At 71.4% G+C, this 22,739-nt stretch carries 22 protein-coding genes; 5 read left to right on the forward strand and 17 right to left on the reverse strand.

The annotated features are described in order from the left end of the window. Positions 1 to 13: 13 nt before the first annotated feature. The 5 genes from ACIREE_RS12950 to rho form a co-directional block, all read right to left on the reverse strand. Positions 14 to 1,264, reverse strand: a complete 1,251-nt coding sequence (locus ACIREE_RS12950; protein ID WP_404150339.1) for a hypothetical protein — start codon at positions 1,262 to 1,264, stop codon at positions 14 to 16. Positions 1,265 to 1,550: 286 nt separating this feature from the next. After that, positions 1,551 to 2,741, reverse strand: a complete 1,191-nt coding sequence (locus tag ACIREE_RS12955; protein WP_404150341.1) for a CaiB/BaiF CoA transferase family protein — start codon at positions 2,739 to 2,741, stop codon at positions 1,551 to 1,553. Between the two features lie 224 nt (positions 2,742 to 2,965). Then, positions 2,966 to 3,463 carry an inorganic diphosphatase gene (locus ACIREE_RS12960; RefSeq protein ID WP_404150343.1) on the reverse strand — a complete coding sequence of 166 codons (498 nt, stop codon included), beginning with the start codon at positions 3,461 to 3,463 and terminating at the stop codon, positions 2,966 to 2,968. 103 nt (positions 3,464 to 3,566) lie between these two features. Then, positions 3,567 to 4,058 (reverse strand): GNAT family N-acetyltransferase, encoded by a 492-nt coding sequence (locus tag ACIREE_RS12965; protein ID WP_404150345.1) that lies wholly within the window; start codon positions 4,056 to 4,058, stop codon positions 3,567 to 3,569. Positions 4,059 to 4,088: 30 nt separating this feature from the next. Further along, positions 4,089 to 5,288 carry a transcription termination factor Rho gene (gene rho, locus ACIREE_RS12970; protein ID WP_404150347.1) on the reverse strand — a complete coding sequence of 400 codons (1,200 nt, stop codon included), beginning with the start codon at positions 5,286 to 5,288 and terminating at the stop codon, positions 4,089 to 4,091. Positions 5,289 to 5,641: 353 nt separating this feature from the next. Between rho and ACIREE_RS12975 the strand changes: the two genes are divergently transcribed. Continuing rightward, positions 5,642 to 6,355 (forward strand): class I SAM-dependent methyltransferase, encoded by a 714-nt coding sequence (locus ACIREE_RS12975; RefSeq protein ID WP_404150349.1) that lies wholly within the window; start codon positions 5,642 to 5,644, stop codon positions 6,353 to 6,355. A gap of 17 nt (positions 6,356 to 6,372) precedes the next feature. On the opposite strand, the gene ACIREE_RS12980 is transcribed toward ACIREE_RS12975, so the two are convergent. Both ACIREE_RS12980 and ACIREE_RS12985 read right to left on the reverse strand, forming a co-directional pair. Beyond that, on the reverse strand, positions 6,373 to 7,197 hold the full coding sequence (locus ACIREE_RS12980) for an alpha/beta fold hydrolase (protein ID WP_404150351.1): 825 nt from the start codon (positions 7,195 to 7,197) through the stop codon (positions 6,373 to 6,375). 140 nt (positions 7,198 to 7,337) lie between these two features. Then, a complete protein-coding gene (locus ACIREE_RS12985; protein ID WP_404150353.1) occupies positions 7,338 to 8,273 on the reverse strand; it encodes an oxidoreductase in 936 nt (311 codons plus the stop codon). Positions 8,274 to 8,354: 81 nt separating this feature from the next. Here ACIREE_RS12985 and ACIREE_RS12990 point away from each other — a divergent pair, with 81 nt between their 5' ends. Further along, entirely contained in the window at positions 8,355 to 8,963 is a 609-nt protein-coding gene (locus tag ACIREE_RS12990) for a TetR family transcriptional regulator (RefSeq protein WP_404150355.1), read from the forward strand. 102 nt (positions 8,964 to 9,065) lie between these two features. Beyond that, on the forward strand, positions 9,066 to 9,545 hold the full coding sequence (locus ACIREE_RS12995; RefSeq protein ID WP_404150357.1) for a DUF3592 domain-containing protein: 480 nt from the start codon (positions 9,066 to 9,068) through the stop codon (positions 9,543 to 9,545). Here ACIREE_RS12995 and ACIREE_RS13000 read toward each other — a convergent pair. Genes ACIREE_RS13000 through ACIREE_RS13030 form a run of 7 tightly spaced genes read right to left on the reverse strand, consistent with a single transcriptional unit; the run spans position 9,514 to position 17,202 of the window. Then, positions 9,514 to 11,322: a glycoside hydrolase family 2 protein gene (locus tag ACIREE_RS13000; RefSeq protein ID WP_404150359.1), complete on the reverse strand. Its 1,809-nt coding sequence runs from the start codon at positions 11,320 to 11,322 to the stop codon at positions 9,514 to 9,516. The genes ACIREE_RS12995 and ACIREE_RS13000 overlap by 32 nt on opposite strands. Before the next feature lie 55 nt (positions 11,323 to 11,377). Then, complete coding sequence (locus ACIREE_RS13005; RefSeq protein ID WP_404150361.1) at positions 11,378 to 12,004, reverse strand: hypothetical protein; 627 nt, start codon at positions 12,002 to 12,004, stop codon at positions 11,378 to 11,380. A gap of 6 nt (positions 12,005 to 12,010) precedes the next feature. After that, complete coding sequence (locus tag ACIREE_RS13010) at positions 12,011 to 12,847, reverse strand: carbohydrate ABC transporter permease (RefSeq protein WP_404150362.1); 837 nt, start codon at positions 12,845 to 12,847, stop codon at positions 12,011 to 12,013. Further along, positions 12,844 to 13,815, reverse strand: a complete 972-nt coding sequence (locus ACIREE_RS13015; protein ID WP_404150364.1) for a carbohydrate ABC transporter permease — start codon at positions 13,813 to 13,815, stop codon at positions 12,844 to 12,846. The genes ACIREE_RS13010 and ACIREE_RS13015 overlap by 4 nt, the downstream gene beginning before the upstream one ends. Continuing rightward, positions 13,812 to 15,137: an ABC transporter substrate-binding protein gene (locus tag ACIREE_RS13020; protein WP_404150366.1), complete on the reverse strand. Its 1,326-nt coding sequence runs from the start codon at positions 15,135 to 15,137 to the stop codon at positions 13,812 to 13,814. Before ACIREE_RS13020 ends, ACIREE_RS13015 begins: the two co-directional genes overlap by 4 nt. Next, positions 15,134 to 16,057 carry a PmoA family protein gene (locus ACIREE_RS13025; protein ID WP_404150368.1) on the reverse strand — a complete coding sequence of 308 codons (924 nt, stop codon included), beginning with the start codon at positions 16,055 to 16,057 and terminating at the stop codon, positions 15,134 to 15,136. The genes ACIREE_RS13020 and ACIREE_RS13025 overlap by 4 nt, the downstream gene beginning before the upstream one ends. After that, entirely contained in the window at positions 16,054 to 17,202 is a 1,149-nt protein-coding gene (locus ACIREE_RS13030) for a Gfo/Idh/MocA family protein (RefSeq protein ID WP_404150370.1), read from the reverse strand. Before ACIREE_RS13030 ends, ACIREE_RS13025 begins: the two co-directional genes overlap by 4 nt. Positions 17,203 to 17,497: 295 nt before the next feature. Here ACIREE_RS13030 and ACIREE_RS13035 point away from each other — a divergent pair, with 295 nt between their 5' ends. Next, on the forward strand, positions 17,498 to 18,541 hold the full coding sequence (locus tag ACIREE_RS13035; RefSeq protein ID WP_404150371.1) for a LacI family DNA-binding transcriptional regulator: 1,044 nt from the start codon (positions 17,498 to 17,500) through the stop codon (positions 18,539 to 18,541). A gap of 19 nt (positions 18,542 to 18,560) precedes the next feature. Here ACIREE_RS13035 and ACIREE_RS13040 read toward each other — a convergent pair whose 3' ends face one another. The 3 genes from ACIREE_RS13040 to ACIREE_RS13050 form a co-directional block, all read right to left on the reverse strand. Then, the gene (locus tag ACIREE_RS13040) at positions 18,561 to 19,301 is read right to left on the reverse strand and encodes a hypothetical protein (protein WP_404150373.1); all 741 of its coding nucleotides are present in this window, start codon (positions 19,299 to 19,301) and stop codon (positions 18,561 to 18,563) included. Further along, positions 19,298 to 20,842: a sensor histidine kinase gene (locus ACIREE_RS13045; RefSeq protein ID WP_404150505.1), complete on the reverse strand. Its 1,545-nt coding sequence runs from the start codon at positions 20,840 to 20,842 to the stop codon at positions 19,298 to 19,300. Before ACIREE_RS13045 ends, ACIREE_RS13040 begins: the two co-directional genes overlap by 4 nt. Before the next feature lie 122 nt (positions 20,843 to 20,964). Then, positions 20,965 to 21,654: a response regulator gene (locus ACIREE_RS13050; protein ID WP_404150374.1), complete on the reverse strand. Its 690-nt coding sequence runs from the start codon at positions 21,652 to 21,654 to the stop codon at positions 20,965 to 20,967. A 160-nt stretch (positions 21,655 to 21,814) separates the two neighbouring features. On the opposite strand from ACIREE_RS13050, the gene ACIREE_RS13055 reads away from it, so the two are divergent. Then, on the forward strand, positions 21,815 to 22,729 hold the full coding sequence (locus ACIREE_RS13055) for a DUF3152 domain-containing protein (protein ID WP_404150376.1): 915 nt from the start codon (positions 21,815 to 21,817) through the stop codon (positions 22,727 to 22,729). Positions 22,730 to 22,739 lie beyond the last annotated feature (10 nt).

Genomic DNA, 22,739 nt, shown 5'->3' on the forward strand with positions numbered 1-22,739 from the left:
TTCTGCTGAGCCGTCAGTCCTTCTGCTGCACTGTCTGGAGGGCCGTGATGCAGACCGAGATGGCCTTCTGCAGCTCCTCGAGGCGCAGCACCATGTCGTCCTCGTAGATGTCGTCGATCTCCTGGACGTCGTCGAACGTCAGCTCCTCGAAGGCCTTCGTGGCCTTCTGCAGGCTGCTGTAGAACTTCGCGCGCCGCTCCTGCACCCGCAGCTCGGGGTCCGACTCGACGGCCTGCGCGACGAGCGTGCGCACGCTGTCGTACGCCTCGCGGGCCCACTCGCCCGCCTCCTCGTCCTCGTCGAGCTCGTCGATCAGGGACAGATGGCGCTCGGCCTCCTCGCGCAGTTGCCGCGGAGCCTCGATCTTCTGCCCGGCGGGCGTCTTGACCTGCCCCTCCTCGACGATCTTGCGCACGTACTCCAGGCGGTCGCCGGTCTTGGACTCCTCGGCGACGGCCTTCTTCATGTCGTCGGTGCGCACGATGTCGCGGGCCAGGCCCGAGCGCAGCACGGGGTCCTCGCCGAGACGGTCCATCAGCGCCTTGCGGGCGGCCTCCGCGGTGCCCGGGTCGGCGAGGATCGCGGCCCGCAGCGCCGTCGGGTTCTCGGCGACCTCCAGGGCCTTGGTCGGCCGGATGCCCTCGGCCTCGGCGGCCTCGGTGATCGCCTGGCCGCGTACCGAACCGGCGCTGGACCGGGAGACGTAGTACGAGAGCCACACGTCTGCGTCGGGCAGCTCGACGTCCTCGCCCGGGGCAAGGGCCTCGAACTGCGGGACCACACCGTCGTCCGCCGCCTTGTCCCACGCCTTGTAGAAGCGCATGACGCGGTCGGCCGAGCAGCCCGCCAGCTCGGCGAACTTCCGCGCCGAGACCTTGGGCGTCTCGCCGGCGGGCTGACCGCCGGGGCGCACGCTGCGGGCCACCTTCAGGGCGAAGGTCCAACCGCCGGTGCGGGCGTAGACGCCGAACTCCTGGGCGTCGCGGGTGATCGACTCAGGTACCTCGCCGGAAGCGTCGTCGTCCTCGTCTTCTTCGTCTTCTTCTTCGTCTGCGTTGTCGGCCTCGGCCTCGGCCTCGGCGGCTCCGGGCTGCCAGAAGTTCTCGGACGCGGACGGGGCGGCGCTGTCGGCCGTCTCCTCGCCCGCGTCGGACTGGCGCGCCTCCGGCACGTCCGCCACGGGCGTGGGCTCCGCGACGGTCGTGTCCCCGGCGTCCTCGCCGGACGGGACGGCTGCCTCGGACGAGTCGATGGCTACGGTCACGTAGGTACTCCTGGGTGATCGGGCGCGTGAGGGTTGACGCGACACTTTATCGCTCCGATTGCGATGTTTTACGCGCGAGGAAGCGCGTCGGGCGTGGCCCCGTTACCGGGCCCGCCGGTCGCAGCTCCCCCTCCTGCGACGGGCGGGCCCGAGCCTCTACCGTGCGCTGCGGCGGGAGAGCGAGGGCACGGGAGGCTCTGTGCAGCAGCATCTCAGTGAGGACCATCGGCGGGAGCGGGCCGAGTGACCCTCGTGGTGGGCCGAACGGCCCGCGCTCGCGCGCGCCCTAAAGCGCCCCCCGCGCCCGCAGTTCGCCGATCGTCGCGTCGTCGTAGCCGAACTCCTTCAGGACCGCCTCGGTGTGTTCGCCCACCGCCGGGACCGGGTCCATGCGGGGTTCCACACCGTGCAGAGCCGCCGGGGGCAGCAGCGCGCGGACGGGACCGCCCGGGGTGGCGACGTCGCGCCAGCGGTCGCGGCCGGTCAGGACCGGGTGGTCCAGGAAGTCGGCGACGGTGTTGAGGCGGGCGTTCGCGACCTTGGCGCGTTCCAGGAGGGCGACCGCATCGTGCGCGTCGAGTTCGGCGAAGCGGGCGGTGACGATCGCGTCGAGTTCGGCGCGGTGCGCGACCCGGGCCGAGTTGCGGTGGAAGCGCCGGTCCTCGGCCAGGGGGGCGTCGTCCAGGAACTCCGCGCAGAAGGACGCCCACTCCCGTTCGTTCTGGATGGCCAGCAGGACCGTTTCGCCCTCCGCCGCGTCGTAGGGGCCGTAGGGGGCGATCGTCGCGTGCGCGGCGCCGACCCGCTCCGGCGGCCGGCCCGAGTGCGCCGTGTAGTACGCGGGGTAACCCATCCACTCCGCGAGCGCCTCGAACAGCGACACCTCCACCGCACGCGCGGTGCCCGTGGCGTGTCGCTCGTACAGGGCGGTGAGGATGCCCGAGAACGCGTACATGCCGGCTGCGATGTCGGCGATCGCGATGCCGACCTTGGCCGGGGCGTCGGGCGTGCCCGTCACCGACAGGACGCCCGTCTCGCACTGCACCAGCAGGTCGTACGCCTTGCGGTGCGCCCATGGTCCGTCGCTGCCGTAGCCGGAGATGTCGCAGACGATCAGTGAGGGGTGGCGCCGCGCCAACTCCGGTGCGGAGAGGCCGAGCCGGGCCGCCGCGCCGGGCGCCAGGTTCTGTACGAAGACGTCCGCTTCGGCGAGCAGCCGTTCCAGGACGGTGCGGCCGCCGTCCGTTTTGACGTCGAGCGTCACCGAGTCCTTCGAGCGGTTCAGCCACACGAAGTGGCTGGACTGGCCGTGCACCGTCTCGTCGTAGCGGCGCGCGAAGTCGCCGGTGCCGGGCCGCTCCACCTTGATCACACGCGCGCCGAGATCGGCGAGCTGGCGCGTGGCGAACGGCGCGGCCACCGCCTGTTCCAGGCTGACGACGGTGATGCCCTCAAGGGGCAGGCGGGCGGCGCTCATTCGGGTCCTCCGTGCTCGTACGGTGTCGTCGCGCAGCACGCTATGCGACGCTCCCGCCCGGCCGGTGCGGCGGACCCTGCCCGCCCTCGCACGCCGAAGCGACGACGGGCAACGCCGCGATCACCGCCACGAGACCCGCCGTGCGCACGGTGTCCTCGCGGCGTCGGCGAAGAGCCGCGTGGGGGTGCGGGCCGGTGGACCGCGCAGGGAGTTGGCGGGCAGGGTCATCGGCGCTCGCGCGAGCGCCCGATCTCCTCGTACGCCTTGTCGCGGCCCTCCCAGTGGGAGCCCTCCACCGACTTGCCGGGTTCCAGGTCCTTGTAGACCTCGAAGAAGTGGGTGATCTCCAGGCGGTCGAACTCGGGGATGTCCTCGATATCCAGGATCGACGCGTGGCGCGGGTCGTGGGCGGGGACGCAGAGCACCTTCTCGTCCGGGCCCTGCTCGTCGCTCATCACGAACATCCCGATCGCCCGGCACTCGATGGTGCAGCCGGGGAACGTCGCGTCGTCGGTCAGCACGAGCGCGTCCAGCGGGTCGCCGTCGCGGCCGAGCGTGCCCTCGATGTAGCCGTAGTCCGCGGGGTACTGGGTCGAGGTGAACAGCATCCGGTCGAGCCGGATGCGCCCCAGCTCGTGATCCATCTCGTACTTGTTCCGGGAGCCCTGCGGGATCTCCACGATCACGTCGAACGCGTCGCCGCGCACCTCGCTGCCGCCCAATGTGGCCTCCTTGCCCCATTGCCGCCCGCTCAGAGCCTGTCCTTGAACCCGTCGAGTGTGCGCCGTCCGGGGCGAGGGCGGAACCCCTGCGACCGCGGTGGTGTCAGATCGCGGGGTCGATGGGGAAGACGAGCTCGGGGCGGTCCCAGGCGACGGCGGGCGGCTGCGCGAGCGCGGTTCCGGTGCGCAGGGCGCCGACGCTCCGGTAGAAGCCCTCCGCGGGCGGATGCGAGACGACGCGCACCTGGTCGAGGTGGGCGGCGCGCGCCTCGTCCCGCATGTGCGCGACGAGCAGCCGCCCGATGCCGAGGCCCTGCGCGTCATTGGCGACGAACATCAGGTCCAGCTCCGGCGGGGCGACGATCAGAGAGTAGAAGCCGAGGACCCGGTCGTCCGCCGGGCCGGCCGCGACGAAGACCCGGTGCGCCTCGATGTAGTCGGGGCCCACCCGGTAGCCCGCGACCATCGCCGCGTACGGGCCCTCGTAGGCGCGGGAGCCGCGCACGAGCCGGGTGAGTCGCTTGGCGTCGCGCGCTGTGGCCCGCCGCACCGTGACGGCGGGGCCGCTGCCGGCGCGCGTAATGCTCGGGGTCATACATCGAGTATTACGTATCCCGGGACGGGGTCAGCCCGTGGGCACCGTCGAATGGACCTGGCGCAGGAACGCGGCATTGTCGGGGGTGCGGCGCAGCTTGTCGAGAAGCGCCTCGTAGGACGACTGGCCTTCGCGGCCCTGGAGCGCCCGGCGCAGTCCGCGTACGGCGGCCGACTCGGGGGAGGAGAGCAGGAGTTCCTCGCGCCGGGTGCCGGACGGGGTGATGTCGACGGCGGGGTGGACGCGGCGGTCGGCGAGCGCGCGGTCGAGGCGCAGCTCCATGTTGCCTGTGCTCTTGAGCTCTTCGAAGAAGTAGTCGTCGGCGCGCGAACCCGTGTCGACCAGGGCCGTGGCGAGGATCGTCAGGGAGCCGGCCTCCTCGGTCTGGCGGGCCGCGCCGAACAGCCGCTTCGGGCCGAGGAGCGCGGCGGCGTCGACGCCGCCGGACAGGGTGCGGCCACCCGCCGAGGCGGCGTTGTTGTGGGCGCGGCACAGCCGGGTGAGGGAGTCGAGCAGGAGGACCACGTCACGGCCCTGCTCGACGAGGCGCTTGGCGCGCTCGATCGCGAGCTCGGCGAGCGCGATGTGCGCCTTGGCGGGCTGGTCGAACGTCGAGGCGTACACCTCGCCGCGCACGGAGCGCCGCATGTCGGTGACCTCCTCGGGGCGTTCGTCGACGAGCAGCACCATCAGATGGGCCTCGGGGTGGTTCACGGCGACCGCCGCGGCGAGCTGCTGCAGCAGGACGGTCTTGCCGGTCTTCGGCGGCGCGACGATCAGGCCGCGCTGGCCCTTGCCGACCGGCGCGAACAGGTCGACGACGCGGCCCCCGAGGCCGCTCGCCGGGCTCTCCAGGCGCAGTCGCGCGCAGGGGTGGAGCGGGGTGAGGTCGGCGAAGCGGGGGCGGCCGCGAACGGTGCCGACGGGGGCACCGCCGACGGTCTCGACATGGGTGAGCGTGTGCGGCTTCGCGCAGGCGCCGTCCACGAAGTCGCCCTTGCGCAGGCCGAGTTGACGGATGAGAGCGGCGGGGACCTGGACGTCGCGGGACGTCGGCAGCAGGTCGCTCGCGCGCAGGGAGCCCTGCCCGTTCGCGCCGATGTCGAGGACGCCGGCGGCCGGGACGGGGGCCTTGGGCGCGGTGGAGGCGCGCGGCCTCTCCGCGGCGGTGCTGGGCTTTTCCAGCTCTTCCAGAACGGTGCTGGGCTTTTCCAGAGTGGTGCTGGTCATGGTCGATCACGGTCCTTTCGCGGACGCTGTTCGTACGCGGGGCAGGTAAGGGGTGGGATCCGGCGACAGGACGGGGCGGAATGTCACGCCCCGTGGGACGGGCGGAACAGCCCGTGGCCGGGAGAGAGCCTGGCAGTGCAGGGGCGGGGAATGACCCGCCGAAAACCTGTTGACCAGGGATGACGCACGCTGTGACGCAGACCGGAAGAGGTGAGCGCTCAGGCGCTGAGAGAAGGAATCGGCACCGGCGCCTCAGAAGGGGCGTACGCATGTGCCAGATGGAGAGTAGCACCCGACCCCCGGTGCGGGGCAAGAGCGGATTTCCGCGGCCTGCCCACTTATGCTGATCGGCGATGTTCACACCTCAGGGCCCCACCCTTCGCGAGCTGGCTGTCCAGGCGCTGTCGTCGGTCGAGCGCGGCTACGACCTGCTCGCGCCCAAGTTCGACCACACGCCGTTCCGCACGCCCGACCTCGTGCTCGACCCGGTCGCGCGGGCGCTGCGCGAGCTCGGGCCGTACGAGAGCGGGCTCGACCTGTGCTGCGGGACCGGGGCGGGGCTCGGCGTGCTGCGCGAGGTGTGCGCGGGGCGGACCGTGGGCGTCGACTTCAGCGCGGGCATGCTGGAGGTCGCGCGCGACGGCGGACCGACGGCCTCCTACGTCCGCGGGGACGCCCTCGCCCTGCCCTTCGGGCCCGTCTTCGATCTGGTGGTGAGCTTCGGCGCGTTCGGCCACTTCCTTCCGGGGCAGTATCCGGACCTGTTCGCCCAGGTGCGTCAAGTGCTGCGCCCCGGTGGGCAGTTCGCGTTCCCGCTGCCGGCGCCCGCGCGTCCCGGATCGCCCGGCTACTGGGCGATGCTCGGCTTCGACGGGGTGATGCGCCTGCGCAACGCCGTGTGGCGGCCGCCGTTCGTCATGTACTACCGGCCCTTCCGACTGCGCGATGTGCGCAGGGAGTTGGGCCGGGCCGGCTTCGACGTGGCGCTGCGGGAGCTGCCCGAACTGGGCGAGCGCCCCGACGGCAGCCCGCGCTGCCGGCTCGTCGTGGCCACCCGCCGCTCGTAGCGGTTTCCCCTCGGCGCTCAGATACCGCGGACGAAATCCAACAGGTCGGCGTTGAACCGCTGTTCGTACTCCCCGTTCAGGCCGTGTGGAGCCCCCTCGTACACCTTCAGCGTCGCGTCCTTGACGAGCTGCGCCGTCTTCGGCGCGGCGGCGGCGATCGGCACGATCTGGTCGTCGGAACCGTGCGCGACGAGCGTCGGCACGTCGAACCGGCCGAGGTCGTCGGTGAAGTCCGTCTCCGAGAACTGCCGTACACAGTCGTACGCCGCCTTCGCACCCGCCTGCATGCTCTGCAGCCAGAACGCGTCCCGGACACCCTGCGAAACCGTGGATCCCGGCCGGTTCGCGCCGTAGAAGGGAGCGCTCAACTCCCGGTAGTACTGCGAGCGATCGCTGCGCACGCCGTCCCGGATCGCGTCGAACACCGCCCGCGGCGCGCCCTCCGGGTTGGTGTCCGTGCGCAGCATCAGCGGTGGCACCGCGCTGAGCAGCACCGCGCCCGCGACCCGGGCGGTGCCGTGCCGCCCGATGTACCGGGTCACCTCGCCGCCGCCCGTCGAATGCCCCACCACCACCGCGTCGTCGAGATTCAGGTGCTCGATCAGCTCGGCCAGGTCGTCCGCGTACGTGTCCATGTCGTTGCCCTGCCAGGGCTGCGCCGAGCGGCCGTGGCCGCGCCGGTCGTGCGCGACGGCCCGGAACCCGCTCTCCGCGAGCAGCCGCAGCTGGTTGTCCCAGGCGTCGGCGTCGAGCGGCCAGCCGTGGCTGAGGACGACGGGCCGGCCCGTACCCCAGTCCTTGTAGAAGATGTCCGTGCCGTCGGTCGTGCGGAACGTGGGCATGTGAACTCCTCCGCGCAGATGTGGTGGCGGGCCTCAGACCGAACGCCCCGGATCGACCGGTTCCCGCGTGTCATGAGTGGACATGTGCGGATACTGGCAGGCATGCGCGGCCGGCGGAAGGAGTCGGCACCATGATCTATTCACTCCTGCAGAGCCGGGAACGGGAAGCGCACCTTCGTCAGTTCCTCCGACACCTCCCACAGCCGCCGTGCCACCTCGGTGTCGGTGGCCCCCGGCGCCGGCTCCACCCGGATCGGCGCACCGCGCATTTCGCCCCGGCCGTCGGGCCCGACGAACTCGCCGCCGCGCAGGCCGGGTTCGGTCGCCGCGTACAGCTGTGGCAGCGCGCCGTGCTCCGCGGACTGGGCCAGCGGCCTCGCGAGATATCCGAAGAGCAGACGCGGCAGCCGGGCCGTGCCGTTCGTCTGCAGGCCGGTCGCGCTGTAGCCGGGATGCGCGAGCACGCTGCGTATCGGAGAACCGGACGCGGTCAGACGCCGGTGGAGTTCGAGGCCGAACAGCGCGTTGGCCAGTTTCGACTGCCGGTACCACTCCATCGGCACGTAACGGCGTTCGCCCTTCAGGTCGTCGAAGTCGACGCGCCCCTTGCGGTGTTCGAGCGAGCTCACCGTCACCACCCGCGGCTCCGGCGCCTGCGCCAGCAGATCGAGCAGCAGTCCGGTGAGCGCGAAGTGGCCGAGGTGGTTCGTCGCGAACTGCACCTCATGACCCTGCGCGCTGAGAGTGCGGGGCGGCGCCATCACCCCGGCGTTGTTGACCAGCACGTCGACGCGCGCATGACCGGCGCGCAGGCTGTCGGCGAAGGCGCCGACCGAATCGAGATCGGCGAGGTCGAGCCGGCGCACGTCGAGCCGCGCGTCAGGCTGTTCCGCGGTGATTCTCGCGGCGGCCGCCCGCCCCTTGTCCGGGTCGCGCACGGCCAGGACCGTCCGCGCGCCCCGCCGGGCCAGGGCGCGGACGGTCTCCAGGCCGAGCCCGCTGCCCGCCCCCGTGACGACGACCACCCGCTGCGACTGGTCCGGAATCCGCTCGGTGTTCCACCTCGGCTGCTTCATGCGGCACAGCCTGACTTTGATGGCACTTGGTGTCAAGGTGCGTCTGAGTGTCATGGAGGGCATGGGGTGTAGAGTGTGCGGGTGAGTACGCGAACCGACCTGAGCCTGGCCCAGCGCAAGCGACAGCTCGTCTCGGACGAACTGACCGAGTCCGCCCTGCAGTTGCTCGCGATCAAGGGCTTCGACGCGGTCACCGTCGACGAGATCGTCGCGGCCGCCGGCGTGTCCAAGCGGACGTTCTTCCGCTACTTCGCGTCCAAGGAGGACGTCGTCGTCCAGTTCCTGGCCGACATGGGCGCGGACATGCGCGCCGCGCTCGCGGAGCGCCCGGCCGCCGAGACGCCGGCCGACGCCCTGCTGCACACGGTGCGGGTACCCGTCACCACATGTGCCGCCGATTCCGAACGGGCGCTGCGCGTGGTCCAGTTGATCCTGCGCACCCCGGCCCTGCACGCCCGCTTCCTGGAGCGCCAGGTCCAGTGGCGCGACGACCTCGCCGCGGAGCTCGCGGGCCGCGTAGGCCTCGACCCCGAGACCGACCTCTACCCGCGCCTCGCAGCGGGCACGGCGCTCACCGCTTTCCACGTGGTGCTGCAGCGCTGGAGCGCGAGCGATGCGGCCAAGGATCCTGTCGCCCTCCTCGACGAGGCCTTCACCGTCGTCGCCCACGCCCTGGACCGGCCCCAGTAGGCATCCGTCCCGCAATGGCCGGGGCGCGGCAACCGGAGCATCTGGGATACCGTCCCTCTCACTTCGCGAAAGCGATCATCAAGAGCAAGTGAGAGGGACATCGTGCAGAGTCAGGGGCGGGGGCGCGGTGCCGGGTGGTGGGTCACCTTCGGGGTGATCGCGTTCGGCGGGCTGTTCCTGGTCATCGGGTTGATCCTGACAGGGGTGTCGATCTCGTACGCGGCGAACGCCGAGCGGGCCCCGGGCACGGTGACGGACGTCGAGTGGCGCACCAGTCACAGCAGCGGCACCCACAGAACCCGGTCGTCCACCAGTACCGTGGCGTATCCGGTGGTCGAGTTCACCTCGGCGGACGGCAGGGCGAGGACGTTCGAGAGCTCGAGCGGTTCCAATCCGCCCTCGTACGAGCGGGGGGAGCGGGTCGAAGTGCTGTACCGCGCCGATTCCCCCGAGGACGCACGGATCAACGGATTCGTCTCGCTGTGGCTCCTGCCGCTGATCTTCACCGGGATCGGGCTGCTGATCACGGGGATCGGGACGGCCGTGGCGATCACGAAGCGACGGCGTTCCCGGGCCGCGTGAGGATGGAGCGGAGTTCGGCGACCGGGATCTTGGGCTTGCGGTCGGCGGTGAAGAGGCCGTTGGTCTCCTGCTCCGTGTCGGTGAACTGGGTGTAGCAGAAACCCGCGAGCCCCGAACCCGCCGCGGCCCGCACCAGGGAGGCCAGCCGGTCGGCGAACTCCTGCTGCGTGGCCACGGTGTCGTAGCCGAACCACTCGGCGCCCTCGGCCGGTTCGAAGGTGGCTCCGCCGAACTCGCTGAGGACGACGGGCTGTCCGTGGTGGCGGGCGCCGTCCAGGGTGAGGCGTTTCGCGCCGGGCCACTGCTCGACGACTTCGCCCTGCCGCAGTGAGGCGTGCCCGTACCGCTCGGCCAGGACCTCCGCGCGCTGCGTGTAGTCGTGGACACCCCAGATGTCGGCGGCCGAGATCTCCCAGCCGTCGTTGGAGACCGCGGGGCGGGACGGGTCCAGGGCCTTGGTCAGGTGGTAGAGGGCGTCCATGAAGTGGCGCTGCGCCGGCACGACCGCCGGGTTCGGGACGGACCAGGACTCGTTGACCGGCACCCAGGCGACGATCGACGGATGGCTGAGGTCACGCGAGATCGCCTCGGTCCACTCGCCGACCACCCGCTCGACCGTCGTGGCGCCGAAGACGTAGGCGGACGGCATCTCCTCCCACAGGACAAGGCCGAGCCGGTCGGCCCAGTAGAGGAATCGGGGGTCCTCGATCTTCTGGTGGATACGCAGCCCGTTGAGACCGATCTCCTTGGCCAGTTCGGCCTCGCGGCGCAGCGTGTCGGCCGCTGCGGACAGATGGGAGGCGGGCCAGTACCCCTGCTGCAGTGCGAGGCGCAGGAAGTACGGCTTGTGGTTGAGCAGGAAAACGCCGTTGTCCCAGCCGATGTCGCGCAGACCGAGGTAGGACGTGACGCGGTCGACGGATGTGCCGTCCGCCGCGTCGCTCAGGACCACCGACGCGTCGACGAGGTGCGGGTGCTCCGGGCTCCAGAGCAGATCGTCGAGCTCCTGCCCGTGGCGCAGCGCGGGGACCGCGATGTCGAACGTCGTCTCCTGACCATCCGTCAGCACGCGTTGATCGGCCAGCACTTGACCGCCCTTCGTCAGACGCACCGTCAGGTGAAGGGGGCGCCGCGGCCATCGGCTGAGGTCGACCCGGCAGTGGACGAGAGCGTGGGCTACGTCGGGCGTCCAGTGCAGGGCGCGCACGCGCTCGTCGGGGACGTCCTCCAGCCACACCGGCTGCCAGATCCCCGAGGTGCGGTGGTACCAGATGACGTGCGGGTCGCGGCGCCAGTCCTGCTTGCCGCGGGGCTGCGCGGCGTCGAGCGGCCGGTCCTCGGCCCGGACCACCAGGACCTGCTCCCCGTCCCGGTCGACCGCGTCGGTGAGATCGCAGGAGAAGCCGGTGTGCCCGCCCTCGTGCCGGCCCACCAGGCGGCCGCCCAGCCAGACGTCGGCCCGGTAGTCGACCGCCCCGAAGTGCAGCAGCAGACGGCGGCCCGCGACCGGCCGGGACACATCGACCGTGCGCCGGTACCAGAGCACGGGGTGGAAACCGGTGTCCTGCACCCCGGAGGCCTCGGACTCGGGCGGGTAGGGGACGGTGATGGTACGGGTGTAGGGGGCGGTGACCCCGGGGTCCATCCAGCGGTCGGTCCGGCCGCGCTCCTCGTCGTCGTAGGCGAACTGCCAACTGCCGTTCAGATCACGCCAGTCGGGGTCGCGGACGAGTTGCGGCCTCGGATGTCCGGCGACGTCCAGGTGGGTGTGGGGCATGCGATGACTCCGGTGGTGTCGTACGTGATCGGGGCAGGTGTGCTGCGGCGGCCGCTCAGGGTCGCTCGTCGCCCGTTGCGGCGCGGAGGTCGACCACGGTGGCGGCGAACGCCAGAGGCCCCGGCAGCAGCGGTACGAGAAGGGGCATCGCCCAGGCGAGGAGCGCGGCCAGGACCACGGCGCCGGCGAGAAGCAGCGTGCCCCGCGGATCGGCGGCCGAGCGGACCAGCGCCTCGCGCGGGGACAGGCGGTGCGGCGACGCCAGCGCGGTCGCGCGCAGCCCCACGACCGTGAGGCTCAGCGCGAGCACGGCCAGGGCGGGTGCCATCAGAGCCGAGCCGGGCAGCGCGCTGCGTACCAGCGCGGCGTCGATCAGCAGGACCGCGAGCAGCAGCGGGGGGAGCAGCCCGGCGGCCAGGCCGCGTGCGGTGAGGTGCGCCCGCAGATGTCCGGCGTAGGCACGCGCACTGATCTGCACGCCGGTGACGGCCGTCCCCCTGAGGGTGGCGGATGCCGCGCGGAAGGCGGCCGGGAGTGTGAGGACGGGGAGCGCGGCGAGGCTGGTGAGCAGCCCGACGAGCAGCATGTCGGCGAAGAGGGAGAAGCCCGAGCCGAAGACCTCTCCGGGCTCCCGGCGCTCGCGAAGCGGAGCCTGCGCGTCGGTGGTGGAGGTGTGGGTCATGGCGGATCAGCCCTTCAGTCCGGAGCTGGCCATGCCCTGCACCAGGTAGCGCTGGAAGACGAAGAAGAACAGCACGATCGGCAGCACGGAGATCACCGACATCGCGAACATGGGCCCGTACGCGGAGGTGCTCGACTGGTCGACGAAGCTGCGCAGCGCGAGCGTGATGGTGTACTTCTCCGGCGCGAACAGATAGATCATCTGCGTGAAGAAGTCGTTCCACGTCCAGATGAACGTGAAGATGGCGGTGGTGATCAGCGCGGGCCGGGTCAGCGGCAGCGTGATGGACCAGTAGGTGCGGAACGGACCGCAGCCGTCGATGCGGGCCGACTCCTCCAGTTCGCGCGGCAGGCCGCGCATGAACTGGACGATGAGGAAGACGAAGAACGCCTCCGTGGCAAGGAACTTGGGCAGGATCAGCGGCCAGTACGTGTCCACCAGGCCGAGCCGGTTGAAGATGATGTACTGCGGGATCAGGACGACGTGGTGCGGCAGCATCAGCGTCGCCACCATGAAGGCGAACATCACCTTGCTCATCCGGAAGCGCAGCCGGGCGAAGGCGTAGGCGGCCAGGGAACAGGACAGGACGTTGCCGACGACGGCGCCCACCGCGATCAGCAGTGAGTTCCCGAGCAGACGGGTGACGCTGATGCCGGAGACTCCGTCGAGGGCAGTCGTGTAGTTCGACCACTCCAGGTGGCTGGGCCACAGGTCGAGGCTGGTCACGACCTCGTCGGCCGGCTTGAGCGAGGTGGCGAGCAGCCAGGCCAGCGGGTACAGCAGGACCAGCAGGCACACGGCCGCCGTGGTGTGCGGCAGCCACCGCTTCATGGCGATGTTCATCGGCCCTCCTCGTCCGCGTAGAAGACCCAGGACCGGGACGTCCGGAAGAGGATCAGGGTGATCGCGCCGATGGCGATCAGCAGCATCCAGGCCATCGCCGCCGCGTAGCCCATGTGCGAGGCGGTGAAGCCGCGCTCGTACAGGTAGAGCGTGTAGAACATCGTGGAGTCGGCGGGGCCGCCCTTGCCCCCGCTCACCGCGAAGGCGGGGGTGAAGACCTGGAAGGAGTTGATGATCTCCAGCACCAGGTTGAAGAAGACGACCGGTGACAGCATCGGCACCGTGATGGAGACGAACTGCCGCCGGCGGCCTGCCCCGTCGAGCGACGCGGCCTCGTAGAGATCGGGCGAGATCTGCTGCAGCCCCGCCAGGAAGATCACCATGGGCGCCCCGAACTGCCACACCGTCAGCAGGACGACGACGAACACCGCGAGGTCGGGGTTGCCGACCCAGCCGCCGCCGTGGATGCCGATCGAGTCCAGGATCGCGGAGACCGTGCCGCCGTCGTTGAACATCGCCCGCCACACCAGCGCGATGGACATGCTCGCCCCGAGCAGGGACGGCGCGTAGAACGCGGAACGGTAGAAGGCGCGGCCCCTGCCGAGGTTCTTCAGGAGCATCGCCGCACCGAGGGCGAGGCCCAGCTTCAGCGGGACGGCCACGACGACGTACAGCATCGTGGTGCCGACCGACCGCCAGTAGCGGGGGTCCTCGGTGAGCATCTCCGTGTAGTTACGCAGGCCCACCCAGTGCGGCGGGTCGAAGAGGTTGTAGTCCGTGAACGACAGGTAGAGGGACACGGCCATCGGCACGAGGGTCAGCACGACCGCGCCGATCATCCAGGGCGAGAGGAACACGTAGGCGGGCCACTGCCGTTCGCGGACCTGGCGCCGCTTGCGGGCCGGCGGGCGCGGGCCGGTCGCGCTGTCGGCGCGCGCGGGCGCCTTCGTCGTCGAGACGGTGCTCATGACCTCAACTCCCGGTTCGCCACGTCGATGAGTTCGCGGGCCCCCTGTCGGGGCGTCGCCCGGCCGAACATCACGCGTTCGTAGGCGCGGCCGAAGCCCGCCTGGATCGCCAGGTCGCCGCGCGGCGGTGCGGTCGGCGGGAGGTCGACGCCGTACTTCTCCAGCGTCTGCGCGTAGTCGTAGATCTCCCGCTCCGGGCCCTTGAGCGTCTTGGCGACGCGCGCGGCGATCGTCCGGTTGGGCGGGGTGGAGCGGGAGAAGCCGAGGATGTCGCCCGCCCGGGTGTCGTTGAGGAGGAAGTCGATCAACTGGGCCGATTCCCTGGGGTGTTCGCTGTGCGCGCCGATGCCGAGGAGCATGCTCGGTTTGAAGTACACGCCTTGACGGCCGTCCGTCGTCGGAACCGGGGCGAAGTGGACGTTGTCACCGAGCAGGGCCGGGTAGCCGGGGAACGGCGCGTCCCAGGTGAAGTCGGACGCCGCGAGTCCCCGGCCCATCGGGCAGGTCTCCGTGCTGATGGCCTGCGTGCTGTCCCTGGCCTGGGCGATGGCGCCTTCGTCGCGGAGCTTGCCGAAGAACGACCAGAAGGCGGTCAAGTCGTCCTCGGTGTACCCGAGTTCGGTCTGATTCCTGTAGAGGGCGCCGCCGCGGCTGCGCAGCCAGTCCTCGAAGACGTCCTCGTTGCCGCCGCCGTCGTTGGAACCCGAGACGGCGCGCCCGTCCGGGGACTTCAGTCCCAGGGCCGCGATCTTCCTGTTGTTCCGCGCCCAGTCCTCCCACGTCCAACTCGGTTGCGGGGTGGGGATACCGGCCTTCTTGTAGACGACGGAGTCGTAGGCGTAACCGGTGATGCCGCGCCCCATGGGGAGCGCGTACTGCCCGCCCCGGTACGTGCCGGTGCGCAGGAGACCCTTGTCCATCTCCGAGGTACGGATCGTCGCGTCCTTGATGACGTCGTCCAGCGGCATCAGCGCCTCGCCACCCGCGTACTGGGAGACCTGCCGGTAGTCGAGCTGGACCACGTCGGGCACGCCGCCGCCCGCGGCCTGCGTGGCCAGCTTCTGCAGGTACGAGCCGAACTCGCCGTTCGAGGTGCGGACGGTGACGCCGGGATGCTCCTTCTCGAAGAGCCGCACCGCCTTCTCGGTGCGCGCGGCACGATCGTCGTTGCCCCACCAGGAGAACCGGAGGGTGACGCCGCCCGACGCGGTGCCGCTCGCGGCGGAGCACGCGGAGAGCGTGGAGGTCAGGGCCGTGCCGAGGCCGACGGCGGCCGCGCCGAGGAAGGCCCGGCGGGAAGCCGGCCGACGCGGCGCGCTCACCACGTGTGCCCCGCGAGGTGGGCGGTGACCTGCTCGCGGTCCCAGGCGGCGTCGGCGACGGTCACCCGGTAGGCGCGGGAGAGGGTGTCGCCGGGGGCGAGGACGAGCTCCTCGTGGAACGCCCAGGACGGCGCGACCGCGGCGAACGGGTCGCTGCGCACGAACCAGTGCGCCGGGTGCGTCCCCTTGTCGCCCGCGTGGTCGTTGCCCGGGGCGTGCTCGAAGACGACCGTGGCGTGGCCGTCGCGCCCGTCGTGCTCACCGACGTACGCGAGCCAGGGCGCCTGACTGCCCATCAGGTCACCGCCGTCCGCCTCCGCGGTGAAGACACGGCCGTCACGGAAGGCGCGCGGGCCGCGCCAGAACAGTCCGGTGTACCCGGCGGCCGGGCGGCCATGGGTGGTGGGGCTGCCGAAGCGCAGCGGTTCACCGCGCCGGTTGGTCACCGCCGAGGTCCAGGTGAACGACCAGCTGCCGGCCTCCGCGTCGACGTCGCGCACCTCGATGCGGCGCTCCTCCTCCGCCCACAGTTCACCGTCGTACGGGTGCCAGGTCAGGCGCTCGGCGAGCACGGCGCCGTCGCCCGCGGCGGAGACCTCCTCGAAGGCGACGTGCGCCATCGAGCCCACCTTCTCCGGCAGGGCGAGGTACCCGTCGCCGTGCACGTAGGTGTTGCCGCCCCACAGGTTCTGGCCCGACAGGTGGGAGGCCGTCATCTGCAGGCCCTTGTGCCACCGGTGGTCGTTGGGCCGGTAGTCGGTGACGAGTGCGCCGGCCAGGGTCCTGATCGGGTGGAGATAAGGCTTGGGCGCCTCCCACGCTGCTTCGGGCCGGTACACATAGGCGAACAGCTCGGTCCCTGTGGCCTCATGGGTCACAGTGATGCGGTCACCGTGGGCGTGGGTGAGTGCGAGCGTCATACGGGGGCCTCTTCCTTGCCGGGGGTGGCGGGCGCCCAGCCGGGGGCGCCACCGTGCAGGTCGGTGTAAAAGGGGTCGCCGGGGCCGATCTCACCCGCGCGGACGGGGGCGTCGGTGAAGGCGGACTTGTACACGGCGCTGATGAACTCCAGCGTCCGCCGCGCGCCGTCGCCGCTGGTGCCGTGCCGGCGGCCCGCCCTGATGTCGGCGACCAGCACGCGGAGTTGGGCCAGGTGCGAACTGGGCTCGTCGGCGCCGAAGTCCCGCCAGTCGGCCACCGTCTCCTCCGGGACGCCGGGAGCGGGGGTGATGCGCCAGTCCGCGTTGCGGTAGCCGTACAGATGCGTGAGCTCGATGGTGGCGTGCTCGCAGTCGAGCCGGATCCGGCTGACCTCGTCCGGGCTCAGCACACTGTTGACGACGGTGCCCAGGGCGCCGTTCGCGAAGCGCACCTGCGCGGTGGACACGTCCTCGGTCTCCACGTCGTGCACGAGCCGCGCGGCCATGCCCCGCACCTCGCTCCAGGGGCCCATCAGGTCGAGCAGCAGATCTGTCTGGTGGATCCCGTGCCCCATGGCGGGGCCGCCGCCCTCCGTGGCCCAACGGCCGCGCCACGGAACGGAGTAGTAGGCGGCATCGCGGTACCAGGTGGTCTGGCAGTGGGCCACCAGCGGCCGCCCGAACGCTCCCGCCCGCAGCAGCCGGCCGACGTGACGCGCGCCGGATCCGAAGCGGTGCTGGAAGACGATGGACGCGTACGGGTCGGCGTCACCGCCCGGCTCGGCCGCCCGGACGGCGTCGATGTCGCCCAGCGACGGGCAGGGCGGCTTCTCGCACCACACCCAGGCGCCCGCCCGCAGCGCGGCCACGGACTGCTCCCGGTGCACGGCGGGCGGCGTGCACAACACCACGAGATCCGGGCGTACTTCGGCCAGCATCGCGTCGAGATCCGTCGCGGCGTACGGGATCCCCGCCCCGTCGGCGAACGCGCGCACCGCGTCCGCGTCGACATCGACCGCTGCGACGACGTCCACCTCGCCCTCGGCGGCCAGGACGTGCAGCGCGGGCAGATGACTGGAGCGCGCGATACCTCCCGTGCCGACCACGGCCGCGCGCAGTGGGGTGTTCGAGCGGTGGGGAGACATGCGGGCCCTCTCAGGAGGCGGACGGACGGAGCGCCGCGAGCAGCGCGTTCGGGCAGCGCCGGCCTGCGCACGTGTCCCCGGAGGGACAGCGACAGCAAGCGCTTGCCACGTGTTCCAACGTTGTAACCGCCGTGTCTCCACGGGGTCAACCCTTCGTCGGCAACGGACGGCATCAGAAGGCAACGAACGGCTTCGGTCGGCAACGGCCGACAATGGGGCGGAGGCGGCCCGGATGCCGTCAACGGAGGTGCTGTCGTGCATAATCTGGGGAAACTCTGGTGATAGGGGCTGGTCGGTGGCGGCTGTGACGCTCAAGGACGTGGCGGAGCACGCCGGCGTGTCGATCAAGACCGTGTCCAACGTTGTACGTGGTGCCCCGCGCGTGTCCGACGCGACGCGGACCCGTGTGCTGCGCGCCGTGCACGAACTCGGCTACCGGCCGAACGCGTCGGCGCGGCAGCTGCGGACCGGGCGCAGCGGACTGATCGGTCTCGCGGTCCCGGACCTGGCCACGCCCTACTTCGCCGAACTCGCCCACCACGTACGGGTGGAAGCCGCCGCGCTGGGCCTCACTGTCCTCATCGAGGAGACCCTGGGCGACGCGACCGAGGAACTGCGGCTGGCGACGGGCGTCGGCGCGTCCCTGCTCGACGGCGTGATCCTGTCGCCGCTGCGCGCCTCGCTGGACGAACTCGCCCATGTCGCCGACAGGTTCCCGCTGGTCCTGCTGGGCGAGCGCAACTACGAGCGCGATCGCGTCGTGGCCGACCACGTGCTGATCGACAACGTGGCCGCGGCGCGCGAGGTCACCGCGCATCTCGCGGGTCTCGGCCGTACTCGGATCGCCGCCATCGGCGTGGACCAGCACGCCTCGGCGACCAGCCGCCAGCGGCTGGAAGGCTTCCAACTCGCCTTGCATGAGGCGGGGTTGACGTTCGACCCCCGACTCGCGCCCACCATCAGGGAGTTCGACCGACGCAACGGTCTGCAGGCCATGCGCACGCTCGTGTCGCTGCCACCCGAGTCGCGCCCGGACGCGGTCTTCTGCTTCAGCGACATGCTGGCCGTCGGCGCACAACACGCTCTCTACGAGGCCGGGTTGCGCACCCCGGATGATGTGGCTGTCGCGGGCATCGACGGTTCGGAAGAGGGTCTGTACAGCACTCCGCCCCTCACGTCCCTCGTCCCCGACATGTCGGCCATCGCTTCCATGGCGGTGAAGTGCCTGGCCGCGCGCATCACCTCGGACGAGCCCCTGCCCTTCGAGGTGTACGTCGCGCCGCACTGGCTGCGCGTCAGGGAGTCCACCGATGGGGTGCGGCGACCTCTGTCGGCCTGAGAGCCGACTCCTCTGCTCCTCATGACGGGCACGCGCTGTTCGTCACGGTGACCTCCCAGCCGTCACTCGCCTTCTTGTCCGCGGCCCCGTGCCGGTCGGTGACCCAGATCTTGACCAGGCCGTGCGCCGGGGATGCCTCGCCCGTCGTGGGGGCCGGGACCGCGGCGGGTTTCGTCGTGTTCTGCCCGCCCGCGGTGCGCTGCGCGTGGTAGGCCCGGGCCGCGGTGCAGGCCACCTGTCGCAGAGCAGGTTCGGTCAGCCGTGCGGTGCCCGCGGGGAAGCGGACGACGAGGCTGTCGGCGCGGCGGCCGGTCTCGGCCGTGACCCGGGACGGGTTCTTGAGGCGGGGCAGGGCCGTGGTCAGCCCGTCGGTTTCCCCTGCGGTCGGACCTGCGGCGAGTTGCCGTACCGCATAGGAGACCGGGTCGGTGCCGGATGCCGCCGGACGGGGCACCGCGTGCAGAGCACCGGCCCCGGCCGTGGCACTCGGCGTCGCTCGCTCCGCGGTGCTCGGGTCGCCGTCGGCCGTTCCGCCGACCCCGCCGGGGTCAGTGGCAGGCGCCGGGGCCGAACCGGGCTCCGCCGAACGGGAGACCCCGGTGTCCCTGATCAGGAAGTAGACCTCCGTCGCGGGGTGCAACCCGGTCGCCGGCTCGCCCACCTCGACCACTTCCGACGGTGGGACCCCGCATCCCGCCAGGCCGATGGCGAGGACCGCAAGGCCCAGGACCGGCGCGGTCCGGCGTACTCGCCCTCTCATTCCGGGCTCCCTTCGCCATGTTGCCCGGCGTCCGTCTCTTGCGTCTCACGGGGTGGCGCGGGCAGGGCGACGGTGAGGACCGCGCCGCCGCCCGACCGGTTGGCGGCGTGCACCCGGCCACCGTGCAGATGAACGTTCTCCGCTGTGATGGCCAGCCCCAGACCGCTGCTCTCGCTGCGGGCCCGCGCCGAACTCGCCTTGTAGAACCGGTCGAAGACGTGGGGCAGCGCCGTCTCGGCGATGCCGGGGCCACGGTCGGCCACCTCGATCACCACCCACCGGCCGGGCCCGTACGGCTCGCCCTCCCTGTTGTCCCCGCTGCCCCCTCCGTCCCCGCCGTTCGTGAGGTACAGGGTCAGCGTCACCGGGGGGCGGCCGTGGCGCAGCGCGTTGCCGATCAGGTTGGCCACCACCACGTCGAGACGGCGGGGATCGACCCGGGCACGTACGCCGTCCGCCAGGTCCGCCTCCACGTCCGCGAGCCAGCCGCGCGCCGCGAGGGTCTGCCGCAGGGACTCGGCGATGTCGATCTCGTCCGCGTGGAGTTCGGCCGCTCCCGCGTCGAAGCGGGAGATCTCCATCAGATCGTCCACCAGCCGGGTCAGCCGCACCGTCTCCTCGGTGATGAGGCGTACCGCGTCACCCGTGTCGCCTTCGAGGAGAGGCGCCTCGTCGGCGAGGACGTCGGTGACGGCGGTCATCGCGGCCAGCGGGGTCCGCAGTTCGTGCGAGACATCGGCGGCGAAGCGACGGGCCCGGTCCTCCATCCGGCGCAGTTCCGCGACGGATTCCTCCAGCGCGGCGGCGGTCTCGTTGAACGCCCGGGAGAGGTCGGCGAGTTCGTCGGAGCCCTGGACGGCGAGCCGGGTGTCGAGCTGCCCGGTGGCCATGCGGCGGGTCGCCCCGCGCAGCGCCCGTACCGGACGCAGTACTCCCCGGGCCAGCAGCAGTGCCAGCAGGACGGCGAGGACCAGTGCGGGCAGTGTGGCGCGTTCGACCGCGGTGACCAGCGCGTTGACGTAGGCCTGTTCGCTCCGCTGCGGCACCGCGAGGTAGAGCGACAGGCCGGACAGGGTGCGGGAGGTGTAGCTGTCCTCGGGGTAGGTGACCGGGAGGCCGACGACAAGCACGGACCGGCCGTCCGCCCGTACGCGCTGGAACACGGCGACGGCGCGGGACGTGACCGACTTCCGTAGTGACGGCGTCAGTTCGTCGGAACCGGACGACGGGGCCGAGGCCGCCGTCATCCGGCCGTACGTGGCCCGCACCCGCCACCCCTCGGCCCGGTGGTCTTGCGCGAGCCGCGTCACGAGATCGTCGAGATCGTCCTGGGTCGGAGTGGCGGGCACCGTGGGGATCAGGGTGTCGACGCTCTGCCGGAACTGGTTGACCACGGTGTCCTGGCTCTGCTGCAGCACACCGGTGCGCGCTTCCCGGAAGGTCAGCGCGCCGGTGCCCAGCGCGCTGACGGCGGCGACCAGGACGAAGGAGAGGAGCAGCCGGACCCGGAGGCCGCTGAGGGAACGCCGGGCGGCGGCCAGCGGTTTCCGTGGGCCCCGGTTCTCTGTGACGCCGACGTTTACGTTGCCTGTTGTGTCACCTGTTGCGTTACCCGTTGCGTCAGCCGTTGTGTCACCCCTCGCGTCGCCCTTCACGTCGCCCTTCACGCCGGCCGGAAGCGGTAGCCGAAGCCGCGTACCGTCTCGATGCACTGGGGCTCCGCGCGGGATTCGCCCAGCTTGGAGCGGAGCCGTTTGACGCAGGCGTCGACGAGTCGAATGTCACCGTGGTAGCTGTGCTCCCAGACGGCTTCGAGCAGTTGCTGCCGGCTGAACACCTGGCCGGGCGAGGCGGAAAGGGTCAGCAGCAGGCGCAGCTCGGAGGGAGCGAGGAGGACGGGAACGCCGTGCCGGGTCACGGAGAGGCCGGCCCGGTCGATGGCCAGCGGACCGTGCGCCTCGACGCGCGGCCCGTCCCCCGCCGGCACCGGGGCGTCGGCGCGGCGCAGCACCGCGCGGATGCGGGCGTCGAGGACCCGGGCCCGTACCGGCTTGACGACGTAGTCGTCCGCGCCCGCCTCGAGGCCCACCACCACGTCCACGTCATCGCCCTTGGCGGTCACGATGATGATCGGCAACTGTTCGCTCTCCCGCACCCGGCGGCAGACATCAAGGCCCGCCATCCCCGGCAGCATCAGGTCGAGGACGAGTACATCGGGCCGGAACGAGGCCAGCCGCAGCAGCCCTTCCTCGCCGGTGACCGCCGTGCGGACCTCGTGGCCCTGGCGCCTGAGCCCCAACTCGACGGCCCTGCGGACAGAGTCGTCATCCTCGATGAGCAGTACGCGGGACATGCCCTCAGTATGCGTCCACGATCTTCCGTGCCTGGGCGAGCGGGGGCCGGGGGCGGCAGCCGTTACGCAATGGTCTTACTGGCCGTTCGCCGCGTGTCTCGTTACGCGTCTGTGACCATGTGCGCCTCGTCCCATCACATGGGCTTCGCAGCCTGGGGCCATGCGCCATGCCAAGATGCCCTCCGCCCAACGCCCCGCGAGAACCGGCCCGTTCGAAACGGCGGGCGATGCCACCTCGCACCGTGCCCGCCGCTCGCCCGCCCGCCGGGTGCGCCTGCTCTGGGTGACCGCGCTCGCGCTCGTGGCTGCGCTGACCGCGCTGGTGCTGTACGGCAACGACGGCGCCGCCCGGTCGGCCACCGGAGGCGACCGGCCCCGGGATACCCGCGAAGCCGGTGTCCCGCAGCGACCGGACGTCGCAGCGGCGTCGCAGAAACCGGACGACGTGGCTCCGTCCCCTTCCGATAAGTCCCCTTCCGATAAGTCCCCCTCCGATACGTCCACCTCGCGGAGCGGGCCGGGATCGGGATCGTTCACCACCGCCACAGCCTCCGGCAAGGCGGTCGGTACGGGCACCGTCCGGCGCTACAAGGTGGAGGTGGAGGCCGGCACGGGCGTCTCGGCGAACAGCGCCGCCGCGGAGATCCACGGCATCCTCGGTGACCGGCGCGGCTGGACCGCCAATGGCCGGGACGGATTCCGGCTGGTCTCCTCCGGCTCGTACGACTTCGAGGTGAAGATCGCGACGCCGGACACCGTGGACCGGATCTGCGGTGCGGCCGGGCTGCACACCCGCGGTGAGGTCAACTGCGATGTCGGCGACCAGGTCATCGTGAACCTCAAGCGGTGGAACACCGGCTCCCCGCAGTTCTCCGGGCCTCTGCACGAGTACCGGGCCCTGATCATCAACCATGAGGTCGGGCACCGCATCGGCCACGGTCACGAGACCTGCCCGGGCCCCGGCCTCCCCGCTCCGGCGATGATGCAGCAGATCGACGGATTGCGCGGCTGCCGCGCCAACGCGTGGCCGTACGACAGCCACGGGAAGTACCTCGGCGGACCCAGCGTGACGTGAGCAGCCACCT

Source organism: Streptomyces sp. NPDC102467 (assembly GCF_044765445.1).
Taxonomy (GTDB): Bacteria; Actinomycetota; Actinomycetes; order Streptomycetales; family Streptomycetaceae; genus Streptomyces.

Bases quoted from the DNA above. Each gene is read 5' to 3' on its own strand.
- ACIREE_RS12955 (WP_404150341.1), bottom strand. From the start codon at position 2,741: ATGAGCGCCGCCCGCCTGCCCCTTGAGGGCATCACCGTCGTCAGCCTG.
- ACIREE_RS12965 (WP_404150345.1), bottom strand. From the start codon at position 4,058: ATGACCCCGAGCATTACGCGCGCCGGCAGCGGCCCCGCCGTCACGGTG.
- rho (WP_404150347.1), bottom strand. From the start codon at position 5,288: ATGACCAGCACCACTCTGGAAAAGCCCAGCACCGTTCTGGAAGAGCTG.
- ACIREE_RS12975 (WP_404150349.1), top strand. From the start codon at position 5,642: ATGTTCACACCTCAGGGCCCCACCCTTCGCGAGCTGGCTGTCCAGGCG.
- ACIREE_RS12980 (WP_404150351.1), bottom strand. From the start codon at position 7,197: ATGCCCACGTTCCGCACGACCGACGGCACGGACATCTTCTACAAGGAC.
- ACIREE_RS12985 (WP_404150353.1), bottom strand. From the start codon at position 8,273: ATGAAGCAGCCGAGGTGGAACACCGAGCGGATTCCGGACCAGTCGCAG.
- ACIREE_RS13000 (WP_404150359.1), bottom strand. From the start codon at position 11,322: ATGCCCCACACCCACCTGGACGTCGCCGGACATCCGAGGCCGCAACTC.
- ACIREE_RS13005 (WP_404150361.1), bottom strand. From the start codon at position 12,004: ATGACCCACACCTCCACCACCGACGCGCAGGCTCCGCTTCGCGAGCGC.
- ACIREE_RS13010 (WP_404150362.1), bottom strand. From the start codon at position 12,847: ATGAACATCGCCATGAAGCGGTGGCTGCCGCACACCACGGCGGCCGTG.
- ACIREE_RS13015 (WP_404150364.1), bottom strand. From the start codon at position 13,815: ATGAGCACCGTCTCGACGACGAAGGCGCCCGCGCGCGCCGACAGCGCG.
- ACIREE_RS13025 (WP_404150368.1), bottom strand. From the start codon at position 16,057: ATGACGCTCGCACTCACCCACGCCCACGGTGACCGCATCACTGTGACC.
- ACIREE_RS13030 (WP_404150370.1), bottom strand. From the start codon at position 17,202: ATGTCTCCCCACCGCTCGAACACCCCACTGCGCGCGGCCGTGGTCGGC.
- ACIREE_RS13040 (WP_404150373.1), bottom strand. From the start codon at position 19,301: ATGAGAGGGCGAGTACGCCGGACCGCGCCGGTCCTGGGCCTTGCGGTC.
- ACIREE_RS13050 (WP_404150374.1), bottom strand. From the start codon at position 21,654: ATGTCCCGCGTACTGCTCATCGAGGATGACGACTCTGTCCGCAGGGCC.
- ACIREE_RS13055 (WP_404150376.1), top strand. From the start codon at position 21,815: ATGCGCCATGCCAAGATGCCCTCCGCCCAACGCCCCGCGAGAACCGGC.